A 21304-nucleotide genomic window follows, 5' to 3' on the forward strand; every position below is an offset into this window, starting at 1 on the left:
GTTGATGCCTCAAACCGCCAGCGAATAGCCCAGATCGCGCAATGGCAGCTGGCGCACGCGTTCTCCGGTGGCGGCGAAGATGGCGTTGCCAAGGGCTGGCGCCAGCGCCGGGAAGGCGGGTTCGCCCATGCCGGTCGGCGGATTGTCCGACTGGATGAAATAAGGATCGATGGTCATCGGCGCGAAGGGCATGCGCAGGATCGGATAGGCGTTGTAGTTCTGCTCCTGTATCAGGCCATTTTCGATGTTGATCTTGAGCCCCATGGCGGTCGAGAGCGCGTCGGTCGACGCGCCCTGCGCCTGGGCTTCGGATCCGGCCATGTCGATGATCGGGCCGACATCGAGCACCACCAGGATGCGTGCGATCTTGATCCGCTTGTTGGCGTCCACGCTGAGTTCGACCGCCTGCGCGACATGGCCGGCATGGGAATAACACCAGGCCAGGCCCAGTCCGCTGCCCTTCGGCAGCGTCTTGCCCCAGCCAGCCTTGTCGGCGCACATCTTGATCACGCCGGTGGCCCGGCTGGGGCTGAAGTTGACGGTTCTGTCCTTGGGCACCAGTTCAGGCACGTCGCGGTTCACCGCGTCGAGAAGGAATTCGACATGGTCGCGACCCGATGCAAGCGACAGTTCATGCATGAAGCTTTGCGCGGCGAAGACCTGGGCATTGTCGCCCGGCGCGCGCCAGGCGCCGGTGGGGATCCTCAGCGGGAACATGGTCTTGGCGCGGCGCAGGTTCGGCGCCTTGATCGAGTATCTCAGATTGTCGGTAAGGTTGGCGCCTGAAGCCTCTTTCTTCCCGTCGGCGGTGAAGGTGATGAAGTGTTCCTGCCAGGCGTCGAGCCTGCCCCCCTTGTCGATCGCGCCCTTGAACTGGTGGTAACCGGCGGGCCGGTAGAAGTCGTGGGCGAAATCGTCTTCCCGGGTCCACTGCAGCTTGACCGGGTCCTTGACCCTTTTGGCGATGGCTGCTGCCTCGCAGGCATAGTCGTTGACCAGCCGCCGCCCGAAACCGCCACCGACCCGGGTCTGGTGCATCACCACTTTTTCCGGCGCAATGCCTGCCACCTTGGCGACTATCGGCAAGCCCCGATCGGGTTGCTGGGTGGGCACCCACATTTCCATCACCCCGTCATGCCAATGCGCGGTGGTGTTCATCGGCTCCAGAGGCACATGCGCGGCGAAGGGATATTCGTAGTAGGCCTCCACGGTCTTGGCGGCATTGGCGAAGGATTTGTCGACGTCACCGATGTTGTCGTCGGGCTTTTGCGGGAAATTGGCCGCCTGCTTTCTGGCCTCGGCAGAGAATTGCGACGTTGAGTCCCTTGAAGCTTCGCTCAGATCCCAATCCACCTGAAGCTTGTCCTTGGCCTGGAACGCGCTCCAGGTATCCCTGGCGATGATGGCGACGCCCGGCATCACTTCGACCATCATGCCGGTGCCGTCCACAGCGAAAGCGTCGAGGACGCCGTGCAGGGCCTTGATCTCGTTCGCATTGAAGGACCTGACCTTGCCGCCGGCAGCCGGACATTTGGTGTAGGTGGCATAGACCATGCCGGGAAGCTGGACATCGATACCGAACAACGGCTGGCCGCTGACCACCTTGGGATCGTCGACGCCGCGATAGCGCTTGCCGATCAGGCGGTAGTCTGCGCGGCTCTTAAGCTTCAGGCTCTTGGGATCGGGCACGGGCATTTTCGCGGCGGCGACGGCAAGCGACCCATAGGTCGCGGACCTGCCGCTGGCGGCATGGGTCAAGACGGAATCCCTGGCGGTAATCTGCGAGGAATCCACCGCCCATTGCCCGGCGGCCACGGCGACCAGCATCGCCTTGGCACCGGCACCGGCCTGGCGCAGCTGGTCCCATGCATGCGGGATGGAGGTCGAGCCGCCAGCGCCCTGGCTGCCATAGACCTTGGGATTGATATCGGCCTGTTCCATGACGACATGGTTCCAGTCGGCGTCGAGTTCGTCGGCAATGATCACGCCGAAAGAGGTCTTGATGCCCTGGCCGATCTCCGGGCATTTGGAATAGATGGTGATCGTGTTGTCCGGAGCGATACGGATGAAGGCGTTCATCGCCTGGTCCTTGCCATCAGGCTCATCGACGTTCGCCGTTTCGGCGGCGAACGCTGTACCTCCCAGACGGAACCCCAGCACCAGCCCTGCGGCGCTTGCGCCGGCCAGCTTGAAGAAGGTGCGCCGTCCCATGGTCAGCGACACCCCGGCTGGCGGCACCGAACGGACCTCGCGTATCAGTGCCGAGAGGTAGGCGTCGGATTGGGCAAACTGTGTGTCAGCCATTGGGTGCCTCCTTGGATTGCTGCGCCGCCTGCTGTCGCAAAGCGCTCACATCCTTGCCTGTTAAGTCAGCGCCTTTGGCGCCGAACCGAGCGGTGACGTAGTTGGCCACCGCCGCGATGTCGTCGTCCGAATAGCCAGCGCCAAAGGCCGGCATGAAGATCCTGCCGTCGGTGGTCTTGCGGTTGACGCCGTTGATGACGGTCTGCGCCACATTGGTGGCGCTGGGGTCGTTCACCGCGCGCACGCCGGTCAGCGTGGCAAAGCCGGTGACCGGGCTGACACCGGTCCAGTCGTGGCAGGAGGCGCAGGCGCCGGCGAAGATCTTTTCGCCCCGCGAATTGGCATCCGCCGCCACGCCTTCCCTGTACGAGGCAGGTGCTGCGGTGGTGACGGTGCGCGGCAGGTCGCTCGCATGGGCGGGGATGCTGCGCAGATAGGTCGCCAGGGCACGGGTGTCGTCCGGCACGAGATAGCTCAGACTGTCGTCGGCGGCTTCACCCATCGGGCCGGCGGCGCCGCCATGACCATTGGCATGACCGGTGGACAGATAGGAAGTGAGATCCTCGTCGCTCCAGTCGCCGAGGCCGGAAACGTTGTCGCCGGTGATGTTGTAAGCGCGCCAGCCGGCGGTAAGGGTGCCGGCGAATTTGCCATGATTGTCCAGCGCAAAGGCCAAATTGCGCGGAGTATGGCAGTCGCCGCAATGGCCCATCGCTTCGGCAAGATAGGCGCCCCGGTTCCATTGCGGGCTCTCACTGGTGTTGGGGCGGAAGCGTTCATCGGGATTGAACATGACGTTCCAGAGCGCCAGCAGGCTGCGCTGGCTGAAGGGCCAGGAAAGCTGGTTTTGCCTGGCCGGGGCATTCACCGGCGCCAGCGTGAAGAGATAGGCCTTGATGGCCAGCGCGTCGGCATCCGTCATGTAGGTGTAGGAGCTGTAGGGCATGGCGGGATAGAGTTTCGCGCCGTCGGCGCGAATGCCCTTGTGCACGGCCGCGAGAAACTGGGTGTCAGTATACTTGCCGATGCCGGTCTGCTTGTCCGGCGTGATGTTGGTCGAATAGATCGTGCCGAACGGCATGTTGAAGGCGAACCCGCCCGCAAAGGGCGCGCCGCCCGGAGCGGTATGGCAGGCCTGGCAGTCCGCCGCATGAGTCAGATATTCGCCGCGCTTCACCAGATCGGCGCTGGCAAGCTGAGCCGGGACGCCGGTGACATCGGCGCCATGGTAGTCCGCCAACGCCACGGTCGAGCCGCCGGCAAAGGACATCGGATCGCGGCCGAGATAAAGCCAGCCCGCGAAACCAAGTGCGACGACGACGATGACCGCAACGACGATGCCGATGATTTTCTTCATGGTCAGGCCGATTTGGCGGCGGCGTTCTTGATGGCCCGGCGGATGCGGATATAGGTCCCGCAGCGGCAGAGATTGCCCGCGATGGCGGCGTCGATGTCGGCATCGTCGGGCTGCGGGTTCGCGTCCAGCAGCGCCGTGGCCGACATGATCTGGCCGGCCTGGCAATAGCCGCATTGGGGAACCGCGGCTTCCATCCAGGCCTTCTGCACCTTGGCGCCGTTGGGCGTGCTGCCGATCCCTTCTATCGTGACGATGGCGCGGGTGCCGACATCGCCGACGGTCAACTGGCAGGAGCGCACCGGCTTGCCGGCCACATGCACCGTGCACACGCCGCATTGGGCGATGCCGCAGCCATATTTGGTGCCGACGAGGCTGAGATGGTCGCGCAGCACCCACAGAAGCGGCATGTCTTCCGGCACATCGACGTCTCGCGACTGTCCGTTGATTGTAAGCGTGAGCATGTGTCCATCCCTGGCTGACGGCGTAATCGATCGAACGACAGATTTGCTCGTCAAAATGATAGGGGAGGGATGGCCGGCAAGTAGGGAACGGATCGTACACATTTCCGGCATCGCCGCTGCCGGGCGGCCGAGCAGAAGCAGAGGGTTGGCTTCGTCAGCCGCGGTTCTTTTGCTATCCCGTGCCGCGCGTCTCCGGCCCACTTCGCCAGTTCCCGTTCCAGGCCCACCAGAGCTGATACCAATGCAAGAAGGGGACCGTTAGCAAAAATCGTGCGCCAACCAGTTTCGCACACGTCAATTTCAGTGCCCCGCGCCCTCGTTAGATAAAACCAAAGCCGGCCACCGCCGGATAATCTCCGGTCGCCCGGAACAAAGCTGACTGGCGCAGGTTAGGTCCCCAGCACATGTGTGCATGAAAGGATCCTTCCCATGAAAACGCGCCTACTTCTGGCCTCACTGGCCACAGCTACAGCCATGGCTTTTGCCTTGCCCGCGCTTGCCGCCGACAGCGCACAGGACTTCGTCGACAAGGCCGCGGCCGGCGGCATGTTCGAGGTCGATTCCAGCAAGCTTGCCGAAAGCAAGGTGCAGGATAAGAGCGTCAAGGATTTCGCCCGCAAGATGATCGACGATCACGGCACCGCCAACGCAAAGTTGGAAACAATCGCCGGCGAGCAGAAGCTGACGGTTCCGAAGGAGCTGGATGCCAAGCACAAGGGTGACGTCGACACTCTGCAGAACGGCAAGGATCCGATCGACGGCCCCTATGTGCAGATGCAGCGCGACGCGCATGCCGATGCCGTCAAGCTGTTCGAGAGTTACGCCAAGGACGGCGACAACGTCGAGCTGAAGACATTCGCCCAGCAGACCGTGCCGACGCTCAAGATGCACCAGGAGATGATCGAAAAGATCGCGGCGACCATGGGCACCCAGTCGTCAAGCTCGCAGACGCCAAAGGTCACGGTTGGTGACAAGCCCGAGCAAGCTCCTCCGCTTCCCGGTGCGAACAGCTTCACCGAAGACCAGGCGAAGGGCCGCATCCAGGATGCCGGTTTCGCCGATGTGTCAAAGCTGACCAAGGACGACCAGGGCATCTGGCGTGGCCAGGCCAACAAGGACGGCAAGAACACCACCGTGGCGCTGGACTACAAGGGCAACGTCGTTGCCGGCACCAACTGAAACTAAGATCCAGGAGATCGAAATCATGAAGACCGTAACCGGACTGTTCGACAATTATGACGATGCTTCCGACGCCGTCGGTGAATTGGAAGCCAGCGGTGTGCCGCATGACGATATCAGCATTGTTTCCAGCAATGCCGACAATCAGCACGACGATGACGGCTCCAAGGCCGCGGATGACGCCGCCGGCGGCGCAGGACTGGGAGCAGCGATCGGCGGTGCCGGTGGACTGCTCGCCGGACTTGGCCTGATGGCTATTCCCGGCGTTGGTCCCGTGGTGGCTGCCGGATGGTTGGCTGCCACTGCGGTTGGAGCCGTTGGCGGCGCGGTGGTTGGCGGCGCGGCTGGCGGCATCGTCGGGGCGCTCACCGATTCCGGTATCCCCGAGAATGATGCCCACGTCTACGCCGAGGGCGTGCGTCGCGGCGGCACGCTGGTCACTGCCAGGGTCGATGATCAGCTGGTGCCGGCGGCCGAAAGGATCCTGGGCCAGGCTAAGTCCGTCAATCTCCAGGAACGGCGTGGCGAATACCAGGCCGACGGTTGGACCGGCTTCGATCCGGACGCGGAGAATTACCGCTCGAATGAAATCGGCCGCGACGGCGCTCGCGACGTGAACCGAGTTTGATCGACAGGGCCTCGCTGCCGAAAGGCGGCGGGGCCTTTCTGCCGAAGCTTGGGTCAGCGCATCAAGCCGGCCGCACGAAGCGCATCTTCAATGACCTTGCCAACGCCTGTAGCAGAAGCGCGTGAACCATCGGCCTCCGGTTGTTCGACAGGTTCCACACGCGCTGGCCTCGGCCTTTCCGGCGCAACATAGGTGCGCAAGGCCGCAGCCGCCGTGGGATGCGTCGCCGTAGCGTCAACCGTCGCCTCGCTTCGGGCATCGGCGCCTGCGAGATTCCAAAAAGCCGCCATGCGTCTCGTCGACGATATTCCAACATCCAGCATGAACGGCGCTGCGTGGCCCAAACCGTCCGGTCCCACCGTGTTCAAGGGGGTGCCATGGCCCATGCCGGCAATGGTGTATTTTTCGATCACCTCATTGCCATCGGCGTCGCACCAGACCTGTCGCCTTTGCCCGTCGACAGTCTCCGTTCGACCATGGCCCGCATCGACGCGGTGAACGCCTTGCCATTGGGCGACAAGGGCATCCGCGTTGGACGGCGCCACCGTGCGATCGGCCGTGCCCTGCCAGATCGAAATCTTCGGCCAACGCCCTTCGTGCGATGACGCCTGCGCCAGGCGCCGCTGGAGTTCCGACTTAGTCGGGCCACCATGCCCGCGCATGCGATCGAACGCTTCCGGAATCGTCGATGCGCTGCCATAGGCAAGGCCCGCAATGATCGCGCCGCCGGCGAACACGTCCGGATAGGTTGCCAGCATTGCCGCTGCCATGGCGCCGCCCGCTGAAAGACCGGTGATGAAAATGCGCTCTCGGTCCAGGCCATGCTTCGTCACCATGGCTTCGATCATCCGGCGGATGGAAAGCGCTTCACCGCGATCGCGGGTTACATCTTCGGGCACGAACCAGTTGAAGCAGAGATTGGCATTGTTGGCTCGCTGCTGTTCGGGGAACAACACCGCAAACCCTTCTTCGGCCGCCAGGCGCGACCAGCCAGCGCTGTGATCGTAGCCCGCCGCGGTCTGCGTGCAGCCGTGCAGGACGACAACCAAGGCTGCTCCCCTCGGCAAGTCCTCGGGTGCGTACAAACGCGCCCGCAGGGCACCCGGATTGGATCCGAACTCGGCGAGATCGGACAGACTGTCGGGGTGGTTTTGTTGGGAAAATGCCGTCCTGCCTCGCATGGCCGAAAGGCGAAAGATCGTATCTGAGATATTCCGCAAATCGAAATCCTAGCCGCCGGAGTGGCGGAAGCCCGAGCACAATGCACTTGCAGCAACATCGCTGCTGCACTGCACAATAACAAGCTTACGCAGGGGTAGGTGAGAGGCGGATGCTCCGTTCGAGGCCGTTCCGATTCTACTGGTCCGAAAAACTCACGCTCACGCCGCGCTGGCGAAAATAGGCCTGCATCAATTTGCGGCCCGAGCGGTTGTTTTGCGCCAACTTGGCCGGATCGAACACAGCCTGTTTCATCCCCTCGCGTGTCAGCGCGGCCTTGAGTGTCGCGATATGTGCGTCGATGTCGGCATTGTCCGCCCGAAGCGATGCATAGATATTCTCGGTCGCCTCGGCCACGGTCAGTTCGCTCACAGCTGTCGTCCTCTTGTTGATTGGGCGGCGGCTTAGCACAGATTCGCGGCGCCGCCGATACCGATGCGTAGCGGCCAGACTGGTCAGCCACAGGGATCCGATCGGCGCCGCGCCCTAGGCCGGGCTGTTCTTGGCCGACTTCGCCAGTTCCTGCTCCAGATCCACCAGTTCCTTGCCGCCTGCCATCAGGTTGAGCAACTGGTCGCGGGTGATTTCGCCCTTGGCGTAGGTGCCGGTGCTCCGACCTCGCTTCAACAGCGTGAAGCGGTCGCCGACGACATAGGCGTGATGGACGTTGTGGGAAATGAAGATGACGCCGATGCCGCGCGCCTTGGACTGCACGATGAGCTTCAGCACCACCGATGCCTGGTGGACACCTAGCGCCGAGGTCGGCTCGTCCAGGATCAGCACCTTGGCGCCGAAATAGACGGCGCGCGCTATAGCCAGGCATTGCCGTTCACCGCCCGACAGCGTGCCGACCGGCTGTTCGGGGTCGCGCAGTTGGATGCCCATCGCCGACATTTCGTCATAGGCGGTGCGGTTGGCGAATTCGGCGTCGAACTGGCTGATCGGCCCGAATTTGCGCATCGGCTCGCGCCCGAGGAAGAAGTTGCGCGCCACGCTCATCAGCGGCACCAGCGCCAAGTCCTGGTAGACGGTCGCGATGCCGCTGTCGCGCGTATCGGCGGGCGAGGCGAACCGCGTCGGCTTGCCCTGCACGCGGATTTCGCCTTCGTCCGGCGTGTAGACGCCCGACAGGGTCTTGATCAGCGTCGACTTGCCGGCGCCATTGTCGCCGAGCAGGCAATGCACCTCGCCGGGGCAGACATCGAAGGACACGTCCTTCAGCGCCACAACTGAGCCGAAATATTTGCTGACCGATTTCAGTTCGACATAGGGCTCGGCCATCACCGGCTCCTCATGGCGCGGTTGCGCACATAGCTGTTGAACAGTACCGCGATGACCATCATGGCGCCCATGAACAGCTTGAACCAGTCGGTGTCGATGCCGGTGTAGAAGATGCCCATCTGAACCACGCCGAAGATGAGGGCGCCGAACATGGCGCCGATGGCTGACCCGTAGCCACCGGTGAGCAGCGTGCCGCCGATGACGACGGCGATGATGGCCTCGAATTCCTTTTGCGTGCCGCGCAGCGTGTCGGCGGAGCCGGTGACCAGCACCTGGATCGCCGCGAACAGGGCGGCCGCGAGTGCCGTCATGACGAACAGCGTGATCTTGGTGCGCGCCACCGGCACGCCGAGATTGCGCGCGGCATTGGCTTCGCCGCCGGCGGCGAAAATCCAGTTGCCGAAGCGGCTCCGCGTCAAGAGCCAGGTGCAGGCCAGTGTCAGCACGATCCACCACACGATCGACACCGGAATGCCTGATATCGACGGCATTCCGTCCGCCCGCTTGCCGATCAGGCCGAGGTCGGCCAACCAGGCGATCAGGCCTGAGAATACCTGGCCAGAGAACAGGCTGTTGAGCGGATCGTTCTGCGCCAGCTCGTGCACGCCCGACACCTGGGTCCGCCCTGAAATGCCGCGCGTGAGGCCAAGAGTGAGGCCGCGCAGCATGAACAGGCTGCCAAGCGTCACGATGAAGGAGGGCAGTCCGGTCCTGACGACGGCGAGTCCGTTCAGAGCGCCAATGCCGCCGCAGACGGCGAAGGTGAACAGCAGCGAAAGCCAGATCGGCCAGCCCCAGAACACGGCGGGGATGGCGATGAGGATGCCGGCAAAACCGATCATCGAGCCGACCGACAGATCGAACTCGCCGGCGATCATCAGCAAGGCCACGGGTGCGGCGAGAATGCCAAGCTGGGCCGAGACTTCGAGGAAGTTGACGATGCCCTTGGCGCTGAACAGTCCCGTGTTTCCCGCCGTGATGGCGAAGAACACGAAGACCAGCACGGTGCCGGCGGCCGCGCCAAGCTCCGGCCTGCTCAGCAGGCGGCTGAGGCGTGAGACGGACCGGACCCGCTCGTCGCGAATCTCTGAAACCATGGCTGCTTGCCCTTCACATAGAGCCGTTCACCGTTTCACGGAAACGCCGAACAGGACTATCTCCTTGCCTTGACGCAATTCCGGACGGAAAACCGTTCACACTTTTCCTGGAATTGCTCTGATGAAACGGCCGGGGCGGGACCCGGCCGTCTGTGTTAGCGCTTGCCTTGTTTCGACAGCTCGATGACCGAGGCGGCGGTGTCCTTCGTGACGAAGCCTGGGCCGGTCGGATAGTCGGCGATCGGCATGATCTTGTACTTCTTCCAGAGATCGAACATCGCGACCGGGATATAGCCCATGGCATATTGCTGGGCGTCGATGCCCCATTCCATCTTGCCGCCGACGACGGCCTGCAGGATCGTGGGCGAAAGATCGAACGTGCCGGTCTTCACCTTGCCCGACAGGCCCAATTCATCAAGCGCGGCCAGCGTCGGTTCGGCGCCGCTGGCGCCGACGGCGAGGATGAATTGTGTATCGGCATGAGCGGTCATGTAGGCGATCACGCGGTTCTTCATTTCGGTCGGGTCGATGACGCCGTTCATCACCGGCACGTCGACGCCCAGACCCTTGGCGAAGCCGGCGCAGCGGTCGTCGAGGCTCGAATTGCCGACCTCGTGGTTGGCGCAGACCGCCTTGGTGAGGCCGAGCGCCTTGATGCGCTCGCCAGCCATGACGCCCGCCTGGAATTCATCCTGCCCCATGAACAGCAGGCCGCCAAGGTCGTGGGTGAGCTTCGAGCCGCCGGAATCGATGACGATCACCGGGATGCCGGCGGCGACGGCGTTCTTGACCGGAGTTGTAAGGGCGGCCGCGTCGGGGATCGAGACGACCAAGCCGTCGGGCTTCGAGGCCGCGATGGCGTCGATCATTTGCCCCATCTTGGCCATGTCGAAGGTTTCGGGCGCCAGATATTCGGCCTTGACGCCGAGCGTCTTGGCGGCATCGTCCATGCCGTTCTTGACGACCGACCAGTAGGGATCGCCGCTCTGGCCATGGGTGACGAACACCACCCGCGTTTGGTCGGCGGCCGCAAGGGTCGTGGCCGCCGCCATCATCGTGAAGCCGGCCAGCAGGCCGAGCGCAGGCTTTATTAATTTCGCAAGCACAGACATAACAACCTCCTGTTTGTTTTCCGCCGCCGCAATTACGGTCGGCAGTCCAGTTGCCCCTTTAAGCTGTGTTGATATTCAGCTGATGCCGGCCTGCAAATGGCAGCTTTCTCCGCTTCCGGTGCTCACGGACCTAATGTCCGCTCCGCTCCGGTTCTCGAAAGCCGTCATTTTCGGCTCGACCTGACCTGAATCTCAACACACCTTTTCCAGTTTCATTCCTCAGCACTGGTTCCCTGGAGGCCGAACAGTGGCCTCGATCATTCCATGACGGTAAATCCGGCTTGCCTCGCCATGCGCGACAGGTTCTTAAATCCCATCGTCGCATAGGTCAGCGGGTTGGCCTTGTTGGGGTCCTGCTCGGCCTCGACGACCAGCCAGCCGCTGTAACCATTATCGGCCAGCACGCGCAAAATGGCGGGATAGTCGATGAAGCCGTCGCCAGGGACGGTGAAGATCCCTTCCATGACGGCGCCCATGAAACTCATGTCCTCGGCGCGGGCACGCTCGAGCACGGGTTTGCGCGCGTCCTTGCAATGCACATGCACGACGCGTTTGACCTGCGCCTTGATCAGGGCGAGCGGGTCGCCGCCCGAGAAGATCGAATGGCCGGTGTCGTAGAGCAGACCGACCGCCTCGCCGGTATGCCGCATCAGCAGGCCAACCTCGGCATCGGTCTCGACGATGGTTCCCATATGATGATGAAAGGCCATGCGCACGCCGAAATCCGCCATCCTTTCGGCGAGTGCCGTCAGCTTGCGGCCATAGGCCGGCCATTCTTCCGGGCTCAGGGCCGGGCGTTGCGAGATCGGTCCCCAGATGGCGTTGTGGCGCCCGCGCGAGGTGTCGGCATAGACGACATGGGTAGAGCCCATATCCTTCAAGAGCTGGAGATGCGGCGTGATCGCATCCATTTCCGCGCTGACGTCCTTCTCGTCGCAGCGGCCATCATACCAGCCGGAAATCACCGCGAGGCCATAGCGGTCCATGATCGGCTTCAGCTCGGCCGAGCGGCGCGGAAACTTGCCGCCAAGTTCGGTGCCGGCATAGCCGGCCTGCCTGGTTTCGCTGAGGCAGACTTCAAGCGGCGTATCGCCGCCGAGTTCCGGCACGTCGTCATTGGTCCAGGTGATCGGATTGATGCCGATGCGAACCGTCACGGGCGAACTCCTGATTGCTTCGATTGGGCGAGGTGGTGGCGGGTCAGCCCAGCCAGCAGCGTCATGTCGCGGCGCGCATGCTCGGCGGTGTTGCGCACCGGCGTACCCTCGACGATTGCCGACCAGAAACCCTTCAGCTCCTCGACGAAAGCCTCTTCATAGCCGCTGCGGATGTCGCGGCTGGAAAGCGTGTGGCCGTCGCCGGTGCGGACGGTCAGCCGCGTCGGCTGGTGGTTGAGATAGGGCGAGGGAAATTCCAGTTCGAGCGAGGCGTCGTCGAAATGGAGCGTGATGCGCTCGCGGTAATCGGGCAGGCCCGGAGTGGCGATATGCACCATGGTCCACAATGCCTGGCCGCCGAGCAGCCGGACAGTGCCCTGGCCAGCTTCGCCTTTGGCGAAGAGCGAGGCACCGACGATTTCGCCATCGGCGACGCCGAGCGCATCGAGCAAGCCATGGACGGCGTTGACGTCGTGCACGATCGACGAGGAATAGGCGCCGACAAAGCCGCGAAAGGCGTGGGGATCGTCGATCCCGGGCACCGCGCGGTCGACCTGCTCGCGCTGCCTGGCTTCGGTCGAGGCAATCAGTTCCGGCGCGACGTCGTCACCCCGGCAAGTGGAGGCGTGCCGGATGAAGGGCCAGGCGTCGGGATCGTTGACCTCGACCGAAACGGAGCGAAGTGTCCGCGCCGTGCCGGGCAGCATGGTCAGCGCCGCCTCGTAGCTCGGGTCGAAACGCTTCATATAGCCGACCTGGAGGACCTTTCCGGCGCGATCCCTCGCGGCGATCAATTCGTCGATGTCCTGCGCGCCGTAGCAAAGCGGCTTTTCGCAGAAGACATGCAGGCCCCTGGCAAAGGCAGCGAGGCTCTGTTCGCGGTGCAGCGCATCCGGCGAGGCGATGACCACGGCGTCAAGCGGCATGGCGAGCAGCGCGTCGAGATCGGAAAATGTTTCGAGGCCGAATTCCTGTGCGACGAAAGCGCGGACTTTTCGCGACGGATCGTAGACGCCAAGGATCTTGAACTGCCGGTGCAGCTTGAGCAGGTTCGGAATGTGCTCGACCTGGGCGACGCCGCCTGCCCCGATCACTCCCACCCTTATGCACTGCATCGGCCAGCCCCATCTGAACCCGAACGCTTTTTTCTTGAGGGTAGGCCTCCTTTGGTTCCATTGTTAGAACCAGATTCTATTGATTTTCGGGAACCAGATGAAGACCAGCTTTCCCGTCGACGGCATCGCCCTGGATCGCGACAGCCCCGCCAATCTGCACCGGCAGCTCTATGTCCAGTTACGCGGCCTGATCGAACGGCGCGTGCTGCCGAGCGGCCACGCACTGCCCTCGACACGGGTCATGGCGCGGGATCTGAATGTCGGGCGTAACACGGTGATTGCCGCTTGCGACCAACTGGCGCTGGAGGGCTATCTGGCGATACGTCCGCGCAGACCCTCAGTGGTGATGGACCTACCGACGCGTTCGGCAGTTGCGGAACAAATGTCGGTGGAGGACGCCAATCCGCTATCGCGGCGCGGGCAGACCATGCTTGCCCAACCCTATCATCATGGCCGGCCGGGTATGCTTGCCTTCCATCCCGGCATGCCGGATCCGGATAATTTTCCGTTCAACACCTGGTCGAAACTGCTCAGCCGCCGCGCTAAGTTCGCCCATATCGATCTTTTCGGCACCTATCACGTCAAGGGCTATCCGCCGCTTTGCGAAGCCATAGCGCGCTATCTCACCGCCTCGCGCGGCGTGAAGTGCACCGCCGAGCAGATCGTCGTGACCAATGGCGCACAGTCGGCTTTCGATCTCCTGGCTCGGCTGCTGATCGATGATGGCGACACGGTGTGGATGGAGGAGCCTGGCTACTACGGCGCCGGCTCGGCCTTCGTCTCAGCCGGGGCGAAACTGGCGCCGCTGCGTGTCAGCAATGCCGGCTGGGATCTCGATCCGCCTGATGTCGTGCCCCGCATGATCTTCGTGACGCCCTCCTGCCATCACCCGCTCGGCATAACCATGCCGATGGAGCAGCGGCTCAACCTGCTGCACATGGCCGAGACCTGGCGCTCGTGGATCATCGAGGATGATTACGACGGCGAATATCGTTTTCAGGGCCAGCCCATTCCGGCACTGCAGGGCATCGGCGCGTCGAACCGCGTGGTCTATGTCGGCACTTTCGCCAAGATCCTTTTCCCGGCCATGCGTCTGGGCTTCATGGTGGCGCCCAAGGCGATCGACCATACGATCGTCTCGGCGCTGAGCGTGAGCGGCCAGTTCGCCCCCTTGCTGACCCAGGCCGCGCTGGCGGACTTCATGAATGAGGGGCACTTCACCCGCCATCTCAGGCGGATGCGGCGGCTCTATGCGGAGAGACGGCAGTTCTTCCTGGAAAGCGCGCAACGGCACCTCGGAGAATGGCTGGATTTCCACGCGACCGAATCCGGCATCCAGGTCGTCGGCATTTTCCGCGACACATGCAGCGACAGGGCGGTTGCCGAGGCGGCGCTCCAGCAAGGCATCAACGTGTCGGCGCTGTCGATCCAGTACCGCCACGGCACGCAGCAGAACGGCCTTGTCATGGGCTTCGCGGCCGCCGATGCGCAGACGACCGAAAAGACGATGCAAAAGTTTCGCACCGTGCTGCAAAGCCATTTTTCGCGAATGAACAATTCAAGATAAGAAATTGAGATTATGTGCTTTTTAAGCCTGCATCGTGCTGCTGGCGGTGCTAGCCTAGATCTGCCATCCGTTCCCGACAGCGCACCTCGTCGATCGGCCTGCCAAGCGCAGCGAAGCGTGTGGCTGCTTCCTCGAACGCCGCGACCGCCCGGGTTTTGTTACGCTCGGCCCGGCGCTGCACGCCGCGTGCTTCCCACACGGCCGCCACCCAGGGGCCGCCGTTCCACATGCCGGCGACCCGCTCAGCCTCGTCGAGCCGGCGATTGACCTGTTCGATCTCGCCCGCCTCGGCCAGGGCAACGGCGGCCGCCGTACGGAAGGTCATCGAGCAAGGCTGGCAATTGCAGCCCGATGACAGCATGCGGTCACCTTCGCGAATGGTCTCGGCGATCCTCTCGGAGGTGGCGGCGGCGCGCACCTCAAGCCCTTTCAGGCTGATCAGCAGGTGCGGCGCCAGCCAGGAAGAACGGGCAAGGGTGGTGGCGCGGTGGATCAACCGTCCTGCCTGCCATTTCTGGTGGCGGGCAAGCGCGAGTTCCGTCAGGCGCTGGAGCGCCAGTACGCGGCCGGCCACGGTTCCCACCTGCGCGTAGAGTCTTTCAGCGTCGGTCAACATGCGTTCGGCCTCGGCCAGCTGGCCCGAGAAGAGCGCTGCCTCGCCCAGCACGAGCGAGGCCAGGCCGCGCCCGGCGACCGAGCCGGCGCCTTCGGCCACCGACAGGAGCTCTCGTGCAGAGGCGGCTATGTCGTGGTGGCCCTTGGCACTGCAGAGGCAGAATTCGGCCAGGCACAGATGCCCGTCAAAAACGTTGGAGACGAAGGCTGGCTTGGAGCGGACCCATTCGATGAACTCCGCCCTGAACAGTTCGCGCCACTGGCCCTGCATGTGCGCCACCAGGCCGATCAGGGCGCTGGCCTCGCCAACCTCGCGAGCCAACCCCGCGCCCATGGCCAGTTCGCGGGTTTCCCGGCCAACCTGGCCGGCCTTGGCGAAGTCGCCGCTTTGCAGGTGCAGCAGGCCCCAGGCCAGCGAGGCGCGGATGCGGTCGCTCAAGCCGACGGGGTCTACAGAGGGCACGGCCAGCGCCTTTTCGTACAGCTTCACGGTTTCGGCGCCCGGGCCGACGCCGAGGTCGATCCGCAGGCTTTCGCTCAGCTGGTTGAACAGCCGGATCGCCTCGGCGCGGTTGCCGGCGTCGAGCGCCGATTGCATCAGGGCGCATTGTGCCTGCTCGTCGGCCGGGTCCAGCGCGATCAGGCGCTGCCAGAGCTTGCCGGCCCGCAGCACCTCGGCATAGCGCTGCCGCAGGGACTGGCGGGGCGTTTCGAACCAGTCGACATAGGGGTCGTCCGGCAGCAGGTCTCCCGTGTAGAGATCGGCGGCCGCTTCACAGGCGGCGGGATCTTCGCCGCGCAAGGCAAGCCTGGCGGCGGCCTCGAAGGTCTCGACGTCGATCTCGAGGTCGGCGGCCGGGGCGAGGGCAATGATATCGGCCGCCTGCTCGATGAGGTCATGGGCGCCCAGCGCGCGGCGGGCAAAGTGGATGGCCTTGCGCAGATTGGCGCCCGCGGCCTCCGGATCGAGATCGGGCCAAAAGGCCTCCATGACCTGTTCGCGGTGGATACGGTGGGAGCGGGCGACGGCCAGCAGCTTCACCAGCGCGGCGCCTCGATCCCGGCGCCACGCCGCGGCCGCTACGACCTGATCGTCCAGACTGACGCTGAAGCCGCCAAGCAATTGAATTCGGACACGCAATCGAAAGGCCCTTTCAGGATGCGAGGCCCGCGCGTGCCCGAAATCCGGCCGTCACAAACACCTGCGCGGCGGGGAACGCTGGCGGAACATAGGTTGCCTAGTCTGCACCCGTAGTCAATTCCAACCGTCTCTCACAGGAGGATCAAATGTCACTTCGTATCGCCGACATCGCGCCCGACTTCACCGCCGAAACCACCCACGGCCCAATCAGCTTCCACGACTGGCTGGGCAATTCATGGGGCATCCTGTTTTCTCATCCCAAGGATTTTACCCCCGTCTGCACCACTGAACTCGGTTACATGGCCAAGCTGAAGCCCGAGTTCGACAAGCGTAACGTCAAGATCATTGGGCTTTCCGTCGATCCGGTCGAGCGTCATGCCGGATGGGCTGATGACATTGCCGAGACCCAGGGACACGCGCCGAATTTCCCGATGATCGGCGACCCGATGCTGGCCATTGCCAAGCTCTACGATATGCTGCCCGCCACGGCCGGCGACAGCGCCGAGGGGCGTACGGCGGCCGACAACCAGACGGTGCGCCATGTCTACGTCATCGGGCCCGACACGAAGATCAAGCTGATGATCGCCTATCCGATGACCACCGGCCGGAACTTCGACGAGATCCTGCGTGTGGTGGACTCCATGCAACTGACCGCCAAGCATCGCGTCGCCACGCCGGTGAACTGGCGGCAGGGCGACGACGTGATCATCGCGGGTTCGGTATCGAACGACGAAGCCAAGGTGCTCTACCCCGAGGGCTGGAAGCAGCCCAAGCCTTATATCCGCATCGTGCCGCAGCCTCACAGCAACGCCTGAGCGTTCCCGAAGACATCAGGCAACAGGAGGTGACAGTATGAAAACCCGTATCCTTATCCTCGGCGCCGGTTTCGGCGGGCTCGAGCTCAGCACGTCCTTGTCCGAAGCTTTGGGTGACAGCATTGCTGTCACCCTGATCGACAAGTCGGATTCCTTCGTGTTCGGCTTTGCCAAGCTTGACCTGATGTTCGGCCGCGCAACCGAAGCGGCTGTGCGGCTGCCCTACGCCGACTATGCCAAGGCTGGCGTCACGATGAAGCGCGAGACCGTCACCGCCATCGACCCGGAACGGCGGCGCGTGACGACGGATAAAGGTGTGCATGAGGCGGACATATTGGTGATCGCTCTCGGCGCCGACTATGATGTCTCGGCCACACCAGGCATCACGCTCGGCCGCAACGAATTCTACTCGGTTCCGGGCGCCGCCCATATGGCCAAGGTGCTGCCCGGTTTCACCCACGGTCATGCCGTGATCGGCGTCTGCGGCGCGCCTTACAAATGCCCGCCCGCGCCCAGCGAATGCGCCTTGATGCTGCATGACTACCTGACCGAGAGGGGCGTCCGGGGCGACTGCCAGATCACCTATGTGAACTCAATGTCGAGCCCGGTGCCGCCTTCTCCCGAAACGTCGAAGGCGCTTCTGGCCGCCTTCGCCGAGCGCGGCATCACCTTCATCCCCAGCACCCGGGTGGTTTCCGTGGACGAGGGCCGCAAGGTTGTGACGCTCGACAATGGCGGCGAACTGCCCTGCGATCTGTTCCTGGGCGTGCCCCGGAACCGCGCGCCCGATGTCGTCGTCGAGGCCGGCATCACGGAGGGTGGCTGGGTCACAATCGATCCGCGCACACTCGAAACCCGCTTTCCCGGCGTCTACGCGCTGGGGGATCTGGCCAATACGGGTGCGCCGAAGGCGGGCGTCTTTGCCGAGGGCGCCGCACGCACCGTTGCTGCGAACCTGATCGCCAGGCTCCGCCATGAGGAACCGACGGCCAAGAACCCGGGGGCAGGATCCTGCTACATCGAGTTTGGTGCCAACCGGATCGCCAGGGTGGATGTGGATTTCTTCTCCGGCCCAAAACCCACCGGTGCTTTCTATGAACCGTCTGAGGCTTTGCGGGTCGACAAGGTGAATTTCGGCTCCAGCCGCAAGGCCCGCTGGTTCGGGCATTGAGCTTCGACAAAAGCGGGCGCCGATGAATTGTCACCAGCGCCCGTCGATCCGCTTCAGGCCAACTGCAACTGCCTGCGCGGCAGGGGTGGGAAGGCGATCGCTATGCCCGCGGCGCCCAGGCCGATAAGGGCCGAGCCGATGAACAGCCAATGGTAGCTGGCATAGGCGTCGAACACCATGCCGCCGGCGAGCGGGCCGAGCGCCATGCCGAGGCTGGACAGCATGGTGGCGGCGCCGAACACGGTGCCGAGGATGCGCTGGCCGAAATATTCGCGCGCCAGCACGGCATAGAGCGGCATGACGCCGCCATAGGTGGCGCCGAAGATGACGGCCAGCACATAGAACTGGTCGAGCTGGCTGACCGAGAGATAGGCGGCAATGACGATCGCCTGGATTACCAGACCCGCGATCAGCACCGGCTTGACGCCGAGCCTATCGGCCAGCACGCCGTAGAGAAGCCGGCCGCCCAAGCCAGCGAGGCCCTCGACACTATAGATTGTGACGGCCGCCATGGGGGCGACGCCGCACAGCATGGCGTAGCTGACCATGTGGAAGATCGGCCCGGAATGGGCGGCACAACAGGCAAAAAAGGTCAGCCCGAGCACGATGAATTGCGGCGAGCGCAGTGCCTGGGCCACGCTCATGCCGGTGCCCTCGGCGACCGGCGCGGAAGCCCCGCCCGCCACGGCGGGCTTTGGCGGCTGACGCACCAGAAGCACCGCCGGCAGCAGCAGCACCCAGGCCATGATGCCGATGTCGAACATGGCGGTGCGCCATTCATAGGCCGAGATCAGCCAGCGGGCGAAAGGCGAGATCGTCATGGGGGCAACGCCCATGCCGGCCGAGACCAGCGAAACCGCAAGGCCGCGGTTGGTGTCGAACCAGGCCGTGGTCAGCGCGATCATCGGTGCGAAGAAGGCGCTGGCGGCAAGCCCGACGAGGACGCCATAGCTGATCTGGAAGGTCAGCAGCGAGCCGGCGCGGCTCGCCACCACAAGTGCCAGGCCGAGCAGCACGGCACCGATCGCCACGACGATGCGGGCGCCGAAGCGGTCGGACAGCGCGCCCCAGGCGAAACCGCCGAGGCCCATGACCAGGAAGTTGAGCGTCATGGCGCTCGAAATGCCGGCGCGCGACCACTGCGTGTCGATCGCCATCGGTTCGAGAAAGATCGCCAGCGAAAACATCGTGCCGATGGCGACACAGGACATCAGCGCGCCTGCCGCGACGATGACCCAACGATAGGAAAGTTCCATGCAAATCTCCCATGCCAGAGGGCAGCGCTGCGCGCTGCTTGCGTCCGAAGGACGATGGCACCGAAACCGATCCTACAATCTGGTTGCATTTTTTATCCAGTCCGAAACGCTGCTCCAGGCATGCGGGCCGCTCTGTGGCACCAGTCAGATCGGCAGTTCCGACGTGTACTTGATCGTCCAGCTCGGCACGTCGGTCTTGACGTTCTGGACGCCCTTGATGCGGCTCAGATGCTCCGACTGGAAGCGGCGATAGTCGTTGACGTCGGCCGCCACCACGCGCACCAGGGCATCGCAGTCGCCGAGCATCAGGTAGCATTCCATGACCTGCGGCAGCTTGGCCACTTCGGTGGCGAAGTGCTGGATCGTGTCCTCGTCCTGCGTCTTCAGCCAGATGCGGGTGAAGAAGGTGAGGCCCTTGTCGATGCTGGCCGGGTTGAGCACGGCGACATAGCGGTCGATGACGCCTGCTTCCTCCAGCAGCTTGACACGACGCAGGCAAGGCGAGGGCGACAGGCCAACCTCGTTGGCCAAATCGTTGTTGGCCATGCGGCCGTTGCGTTGCAGCGCCCGCAGGATGCGCCTGTCGATGTCGTCGAGTTTCATGGCTCTGGATTCCATATCTTTAATAATATGTGACATTCAGTGCCAAAAATGGAGGAATTGCAACAATCTTCGCAACCAAATTGCGGAGAAGTGTGGGTATGTTTGCCGCCGGTATCATGAGAGTTCAAAACCCAGGGAAGCGGCGGCCGCGAGGCCGGCCGGCGGCAGAGCATGAGCATTTCACAGGCAGTCGAAGCGGCGGGCGATGGTTCGGCATCCGAGTTCCGCCGGGGCGTGGCGTCCTGCGCGCCGGTGCTGTTGGGCACCATCCCCTATGCGCTGGTGCTTGGCGCGCAGGCAACCCAGAAAGGGTTGAGCACGCTCGAACTGTCCATGATGACGGGGCTGAACTTCGCCGGCGGCTCGGAATTCGCTGCGATCCAGTTGTGGACGTCGCCGCCGCATATCCTGCTCATCGTCGCCATCACCTTCCTGGTCAACAGCCGCCATCTGCTGATGGGAGCAGCACTTGCGCCGTTCCTGCGCGATCTGCCGCGACGCAAGGTGTTTCCAGCACTTTTCGTCCTGTGCGACGAAAGCTGGGCGCTGGCCCTGGCCGATGCCAAACAGCGCGCCGCGGCGGGCATCACGCCGGCCTTCAGCCCGCGCTACTATATGGGCGCGGCACTGGCGATGTACCTGACATGGTTTTCCTTCACCACGCTTGGCGCCTTGCTCGGCCCGATGCTCGGTCATGTCGAGACCTATGGTTTCGACATGGCGTTTCCAGCCGTCTTCCTGGTGCTGATGCGCGGCATGTGGAAAAGTGTTTCGGCGGCGCGGCCCTGGCTGGTCAGCCTGGTCATTGCTGCCCTTGTCTATCTCTTCATTCCTGGTGCCTGGTATGTCGCGGCGGGCGCGGTGTCGGGGCTGCTTGCCGCCTGGCTGATGGCAGGTGACGCATGATCGACACGGCGACGCTTCTCACCATCGTGCTGATGGCCGGCGTCACCTATCTCACGCGGATCGGCGGCTATGTCGTGCTGCGCAACCGCGTGCTCAGCGCGCGTGCGACCGCGGTGATGGAGGCGGCGCCCGGTTGCGTGCTGATCTCGGTCATCGCGCCGGCCTTCGTGTCGCGCAATCCCGCCGACCTTCTGGCGCTGGCCATCACCTTCATCGCGGCGACGCGGCTTCCCATGCTGCCGACCGTGCTGATCGGCATCGCTTCGGCGGGGCTGCTCAGGCATTTCATCGGCTAAAATGAAAAAGGCAGGCGCGAACGCC

The 21304-nt window shown here is 63.7% G+C and carries 20 protein-coding genes; 7 read left to right on the forward strand and 13 right to left on the reverse strand.

The features are described from left to right. Positions 1-9: 9 nt before the first annotated feature. The 3 genes from JG747_RS12800 to JG747_RS12810 are packed head-to-tail and all read right to left on the reverse strand — an operon-like array spanning position 10 to position 4122. Positions 10-2304 (reverse strand): xanthine dehydrogenase family protein molybdopterin-binding subunit, encoded by a 2295-nt coding sequence (locus JG747_RS12800; RefSeq protein WP_202361896.1) that lies wholly within the window; start codon positions 2302-2304, stop codon positions 10-12. Then, a complete protein-coding gene (locus tag JG747_RS12805; protein WP_064980462.1) occupies positions 2297-3661 on the reverse strand; it encodes a c-type cytochrome in 1365 nt (454 codons plus the stop codon). The genes JG747_RS12800 and JG747_RS12805 overlap by 8 nt, the downstream gene beginning before the upstream one ends. Positions 3662-3663: 2 nt before the next feature. Next, positions 3664-4122 (reverse strand): (2Fe-2S)-binding protein, encoded by a 459-nt coding sequence (locus JG747_RS12810; protein ID WP_202361897.1) that lies wholly within the window; start codon positions 4120-4122, stop codon positions 3664-3666. A 429-nt stretch (positions 4123-4551) separates the two neighbouring features. On the opposite strand from JG747_RS12810, the gene JG747_RS12815 reads away from it, so the two are divergent. Then, a complete protein-coding gene (locus tag JG747_RS12815) occupies positions 4552-5301 on the forward strand; it encodes a DUF4142 domain-containing protein (RefSeq protein WP_038648856.1) in 750 nt (249 codons plus the stop codon). Between the two features lie 25 nt (positions 5302-5326). Next, on the forward strand, positions 5327-5929 hold the full coding sequence (locus JG747_RS12820; protein WP_019860465.1) for a general stress protein: 603 nt from the start codon (positions 5327-5329) through the stop codon (positions 5927-5929). A 53-nt stretch (positions 5930-5982) separates the two neighbouring features. Here the strand turns inward: JG747_RS12820 and JG747_RS12825 are convergent, their stop codons facing one another. The 7 genes from JG747_RS12825 to JG747_RS12855 all read right to left on the reverse strand — a co-directional run bounded on the left by JG747_RS12825 (position 5983) and on the right by JG747_RS12855 (position 12888). Continuing rightward, positions 5983-7149 carry an extracellular catalytic domain type 1 short-chain-length polyhydroxyalkanoate depolymerase gene (locus JG747_RS12825; RefSeq protein ID WP_202361898.1) on the reverse strand — a complete coding sequence of 389 codons (1167 nt, stop codon included), beginning with the start codon at positions 7147-7149 and terminating at the stop codon, positions 5983-5985. 136 nt (positions 7150-7285) lie between these two features. Further along, entirely contained in the window at positions 7286-7519 is a 234-nt protein-coding gene (locus JG747_RS12830) for a hypothetical protein (RefSeq protein ID WP_027047260.1), read from the reverse strand. Positions 7520-7633: 114 nt separating this feature from the next. Beyond that, positions 7634-8428 carry an ATP-binding cassette domain-containing protein gene (locus tag JG747_RS12835; RefSeq protein ID WP_202361899.1) on the reverse strand — a complete coding sequence of 265 codons (795 nt, stop codon included), beginning with the start codon at positions 8426-8428 and terminating at the stop codon, positions 7634-7636. Further along, positions 8428-9525: an ABC transporter permease gene (locus tag JG747_RS12840; protein WP_019860461.1), complete on the reverse strand. Its 1098-nt coding sequence runs from the start codon at positions 9523-9525 to the stop codon at positions 8428-8430. Before JG747_RS12840 ends, JG747_RS12835 begins: the two co-directional genes overlap by 1 nt. Before the next feature lie 155 nt (positions 9526-9680). Further along, positions 9681-10637, reverse strand: coding sequence for a rhizopine catabolism ABC transporter substrate-binding protein (locus JG747_RS12845; RefSeq protein WP_019860460.1), 957 nt, complete (start codon positions 10635-10637; stop codon positions 9681-9683). 257 nt (positions 10638-10894) lie between these two features. Continuing rightward, positions 10895-11794 carry a myo-inosose-2 dehydratase gene (gene iolE, locus JG747_RS12850; protein ID WP_019860459.1) on the reverse strand — a complete coding sequence of 300 codons (900 nt, stop codon included), beginning with the start codon at positions 11792-11794 and terminating at the stop codon, positions 10895-10897. After that, complete coding sequence (locus tag JG747_RS12855) at positions 11791-12888, reverse strand: Gfo/Idh/MocA family protein (protein ID WP_244748378.1); 1098 nt, start codon at positions 12886-12888, stop codon at positions 11791-11793. The genes iolE and JG747_RS12855 overlap by 4 nt, the downstream gene beginning before the upstream one ends. Positions 12889-13006: 118 nt before the next feature. Here JG747_RS12855 and mocR point away from each other — a divergent pair, with 118 nt between their 5' ends. Further along, positions 13007-14476 (forward strand): rhizopine catabolism transcriptional regulator MocR, encoded by a 1470-nt coding sequence (mocR, locus tag JG747_RS12860; RefSeq protein ID WP_019860457.1) that lies wholly within the window; start codon positions 13007-13009, stop codon positions 14474-14476. Between the two features lie 49 nt (positions 14477-14525). Here mocR and JG747_RS12865 read toward each other — a convergent pair whose 3' ends face one another. Continuing rightward, positions 14526-16232, reverse strand: a complete 1707-nt coding sequence (locus tag JG747_RS12865) for an AfsR/SARP family transcriptional regulator (protein WP_202361900.1) — start codon at positions 16230-16232, stop codon at positions 14526-14528. A 146-nt stretch (positions 16233-16378) separates the two neighbouring features. On the opposite strand from JG747_RS12865, the gene JG747_RS12870 reads away from it, so the two are divergent. After that, positions 16379-17047 carry a peroxiredoxin gene (locus tag JG747_RS12870; protein ID WP_019860454.1) on the forward strand — a complete coding sequence of 223 codons (669 nt, stop codon included), beginning with the start codon at positions 16379-16381 and terminating at the stop codon, positions 17045-17047. Positions 17048-17084: 37 nt separating this feature from the next. Further along, on the forward strand, positions 17085-18218 hold the full coding sequence (locus JG747_RS12875; RefSeq protein ID WP_202361901.1) for an NAD(P)/FAD-dependent oxidoreductase: 1134 nt from the start codon (positions 17085-17087) through the stop codon (positions 18216-18218). A gap of 53 nt (positions 18219-18271) precedes the next feature. Here the strand turns inward: JG747_RS12875 and JG747_RS12880 are convergent, their stop codons facing one another. Together JG747_RS12880 and JG747_RS12885 are read right to left on the reverse strand one after the other, a co-directional pair. Beyond that, a complete protein-coding gene (locus JG747_RS12880; protein ID WP_064980450.1) occupies positions 18272-19474 on the reverse strand; it encodes an MFS transporter in 1203 nt (400 codons plus the stop codon). A 144-nt stretch (positions 19475-19618) separates the two neighbouring features. After that, positions 19619-20077, reverse strand: coding sequence for an Lrp/AsnC family transcriptional regulator (locus tag JG747_RS12885; RefSeq protein WP_064980448.1), 459 nt, complete (start codon positions 20075-20077; stop codon positions 19619-19621). A 171-nt stretch (positions 20078-20248) separates the two neighbouring features. Here JG747_RS12885 and JG747_RS12890 point away from each other — a divergent pair, with 171 nt between their 5' ends. Together JG747_RS12890 and JG747_RS12895 are read left to right on the forward strand one after the other, a co-directional pair. After that, positions 20249-20983 carry an AzlC family ABC transporter permease gene (locus tag JG747_RS12890; RefSeq protein WP_038648828.1) on the forward strand — a complete coding sequence of 245 codons (735 nt, stop codon included), beginning with the start codon at positions 20249-20251 and terminating at the stop codon, positions 20981-20983. Next, a complete protein-coding gene (locus tag JG747_RS12895; RefSeq protein WP_038648827.1) occupies positions 20980-21279 on the forward strand; it encodes an AzlD family protein in 300 nt (99 codons plus the stop codon). Before JG747_RS12890 ends, JG747_RS12895 begins: the two co-directional genes overlap by 4 nt. Positions 21280-21304: the final 25 nt, after the last annotated feature.

This window comes from Mesorhizobium sp. 131-3-5 (assembly GCF_016756575.1).
Classification (GTDB): domain Bacteria; phylum Pseudomonadota; class Alphaproteobacteria; order Rhizobiales; family Rhizobiaceae; genus Mesorhizobium; species Mesorhizobium jarvisii.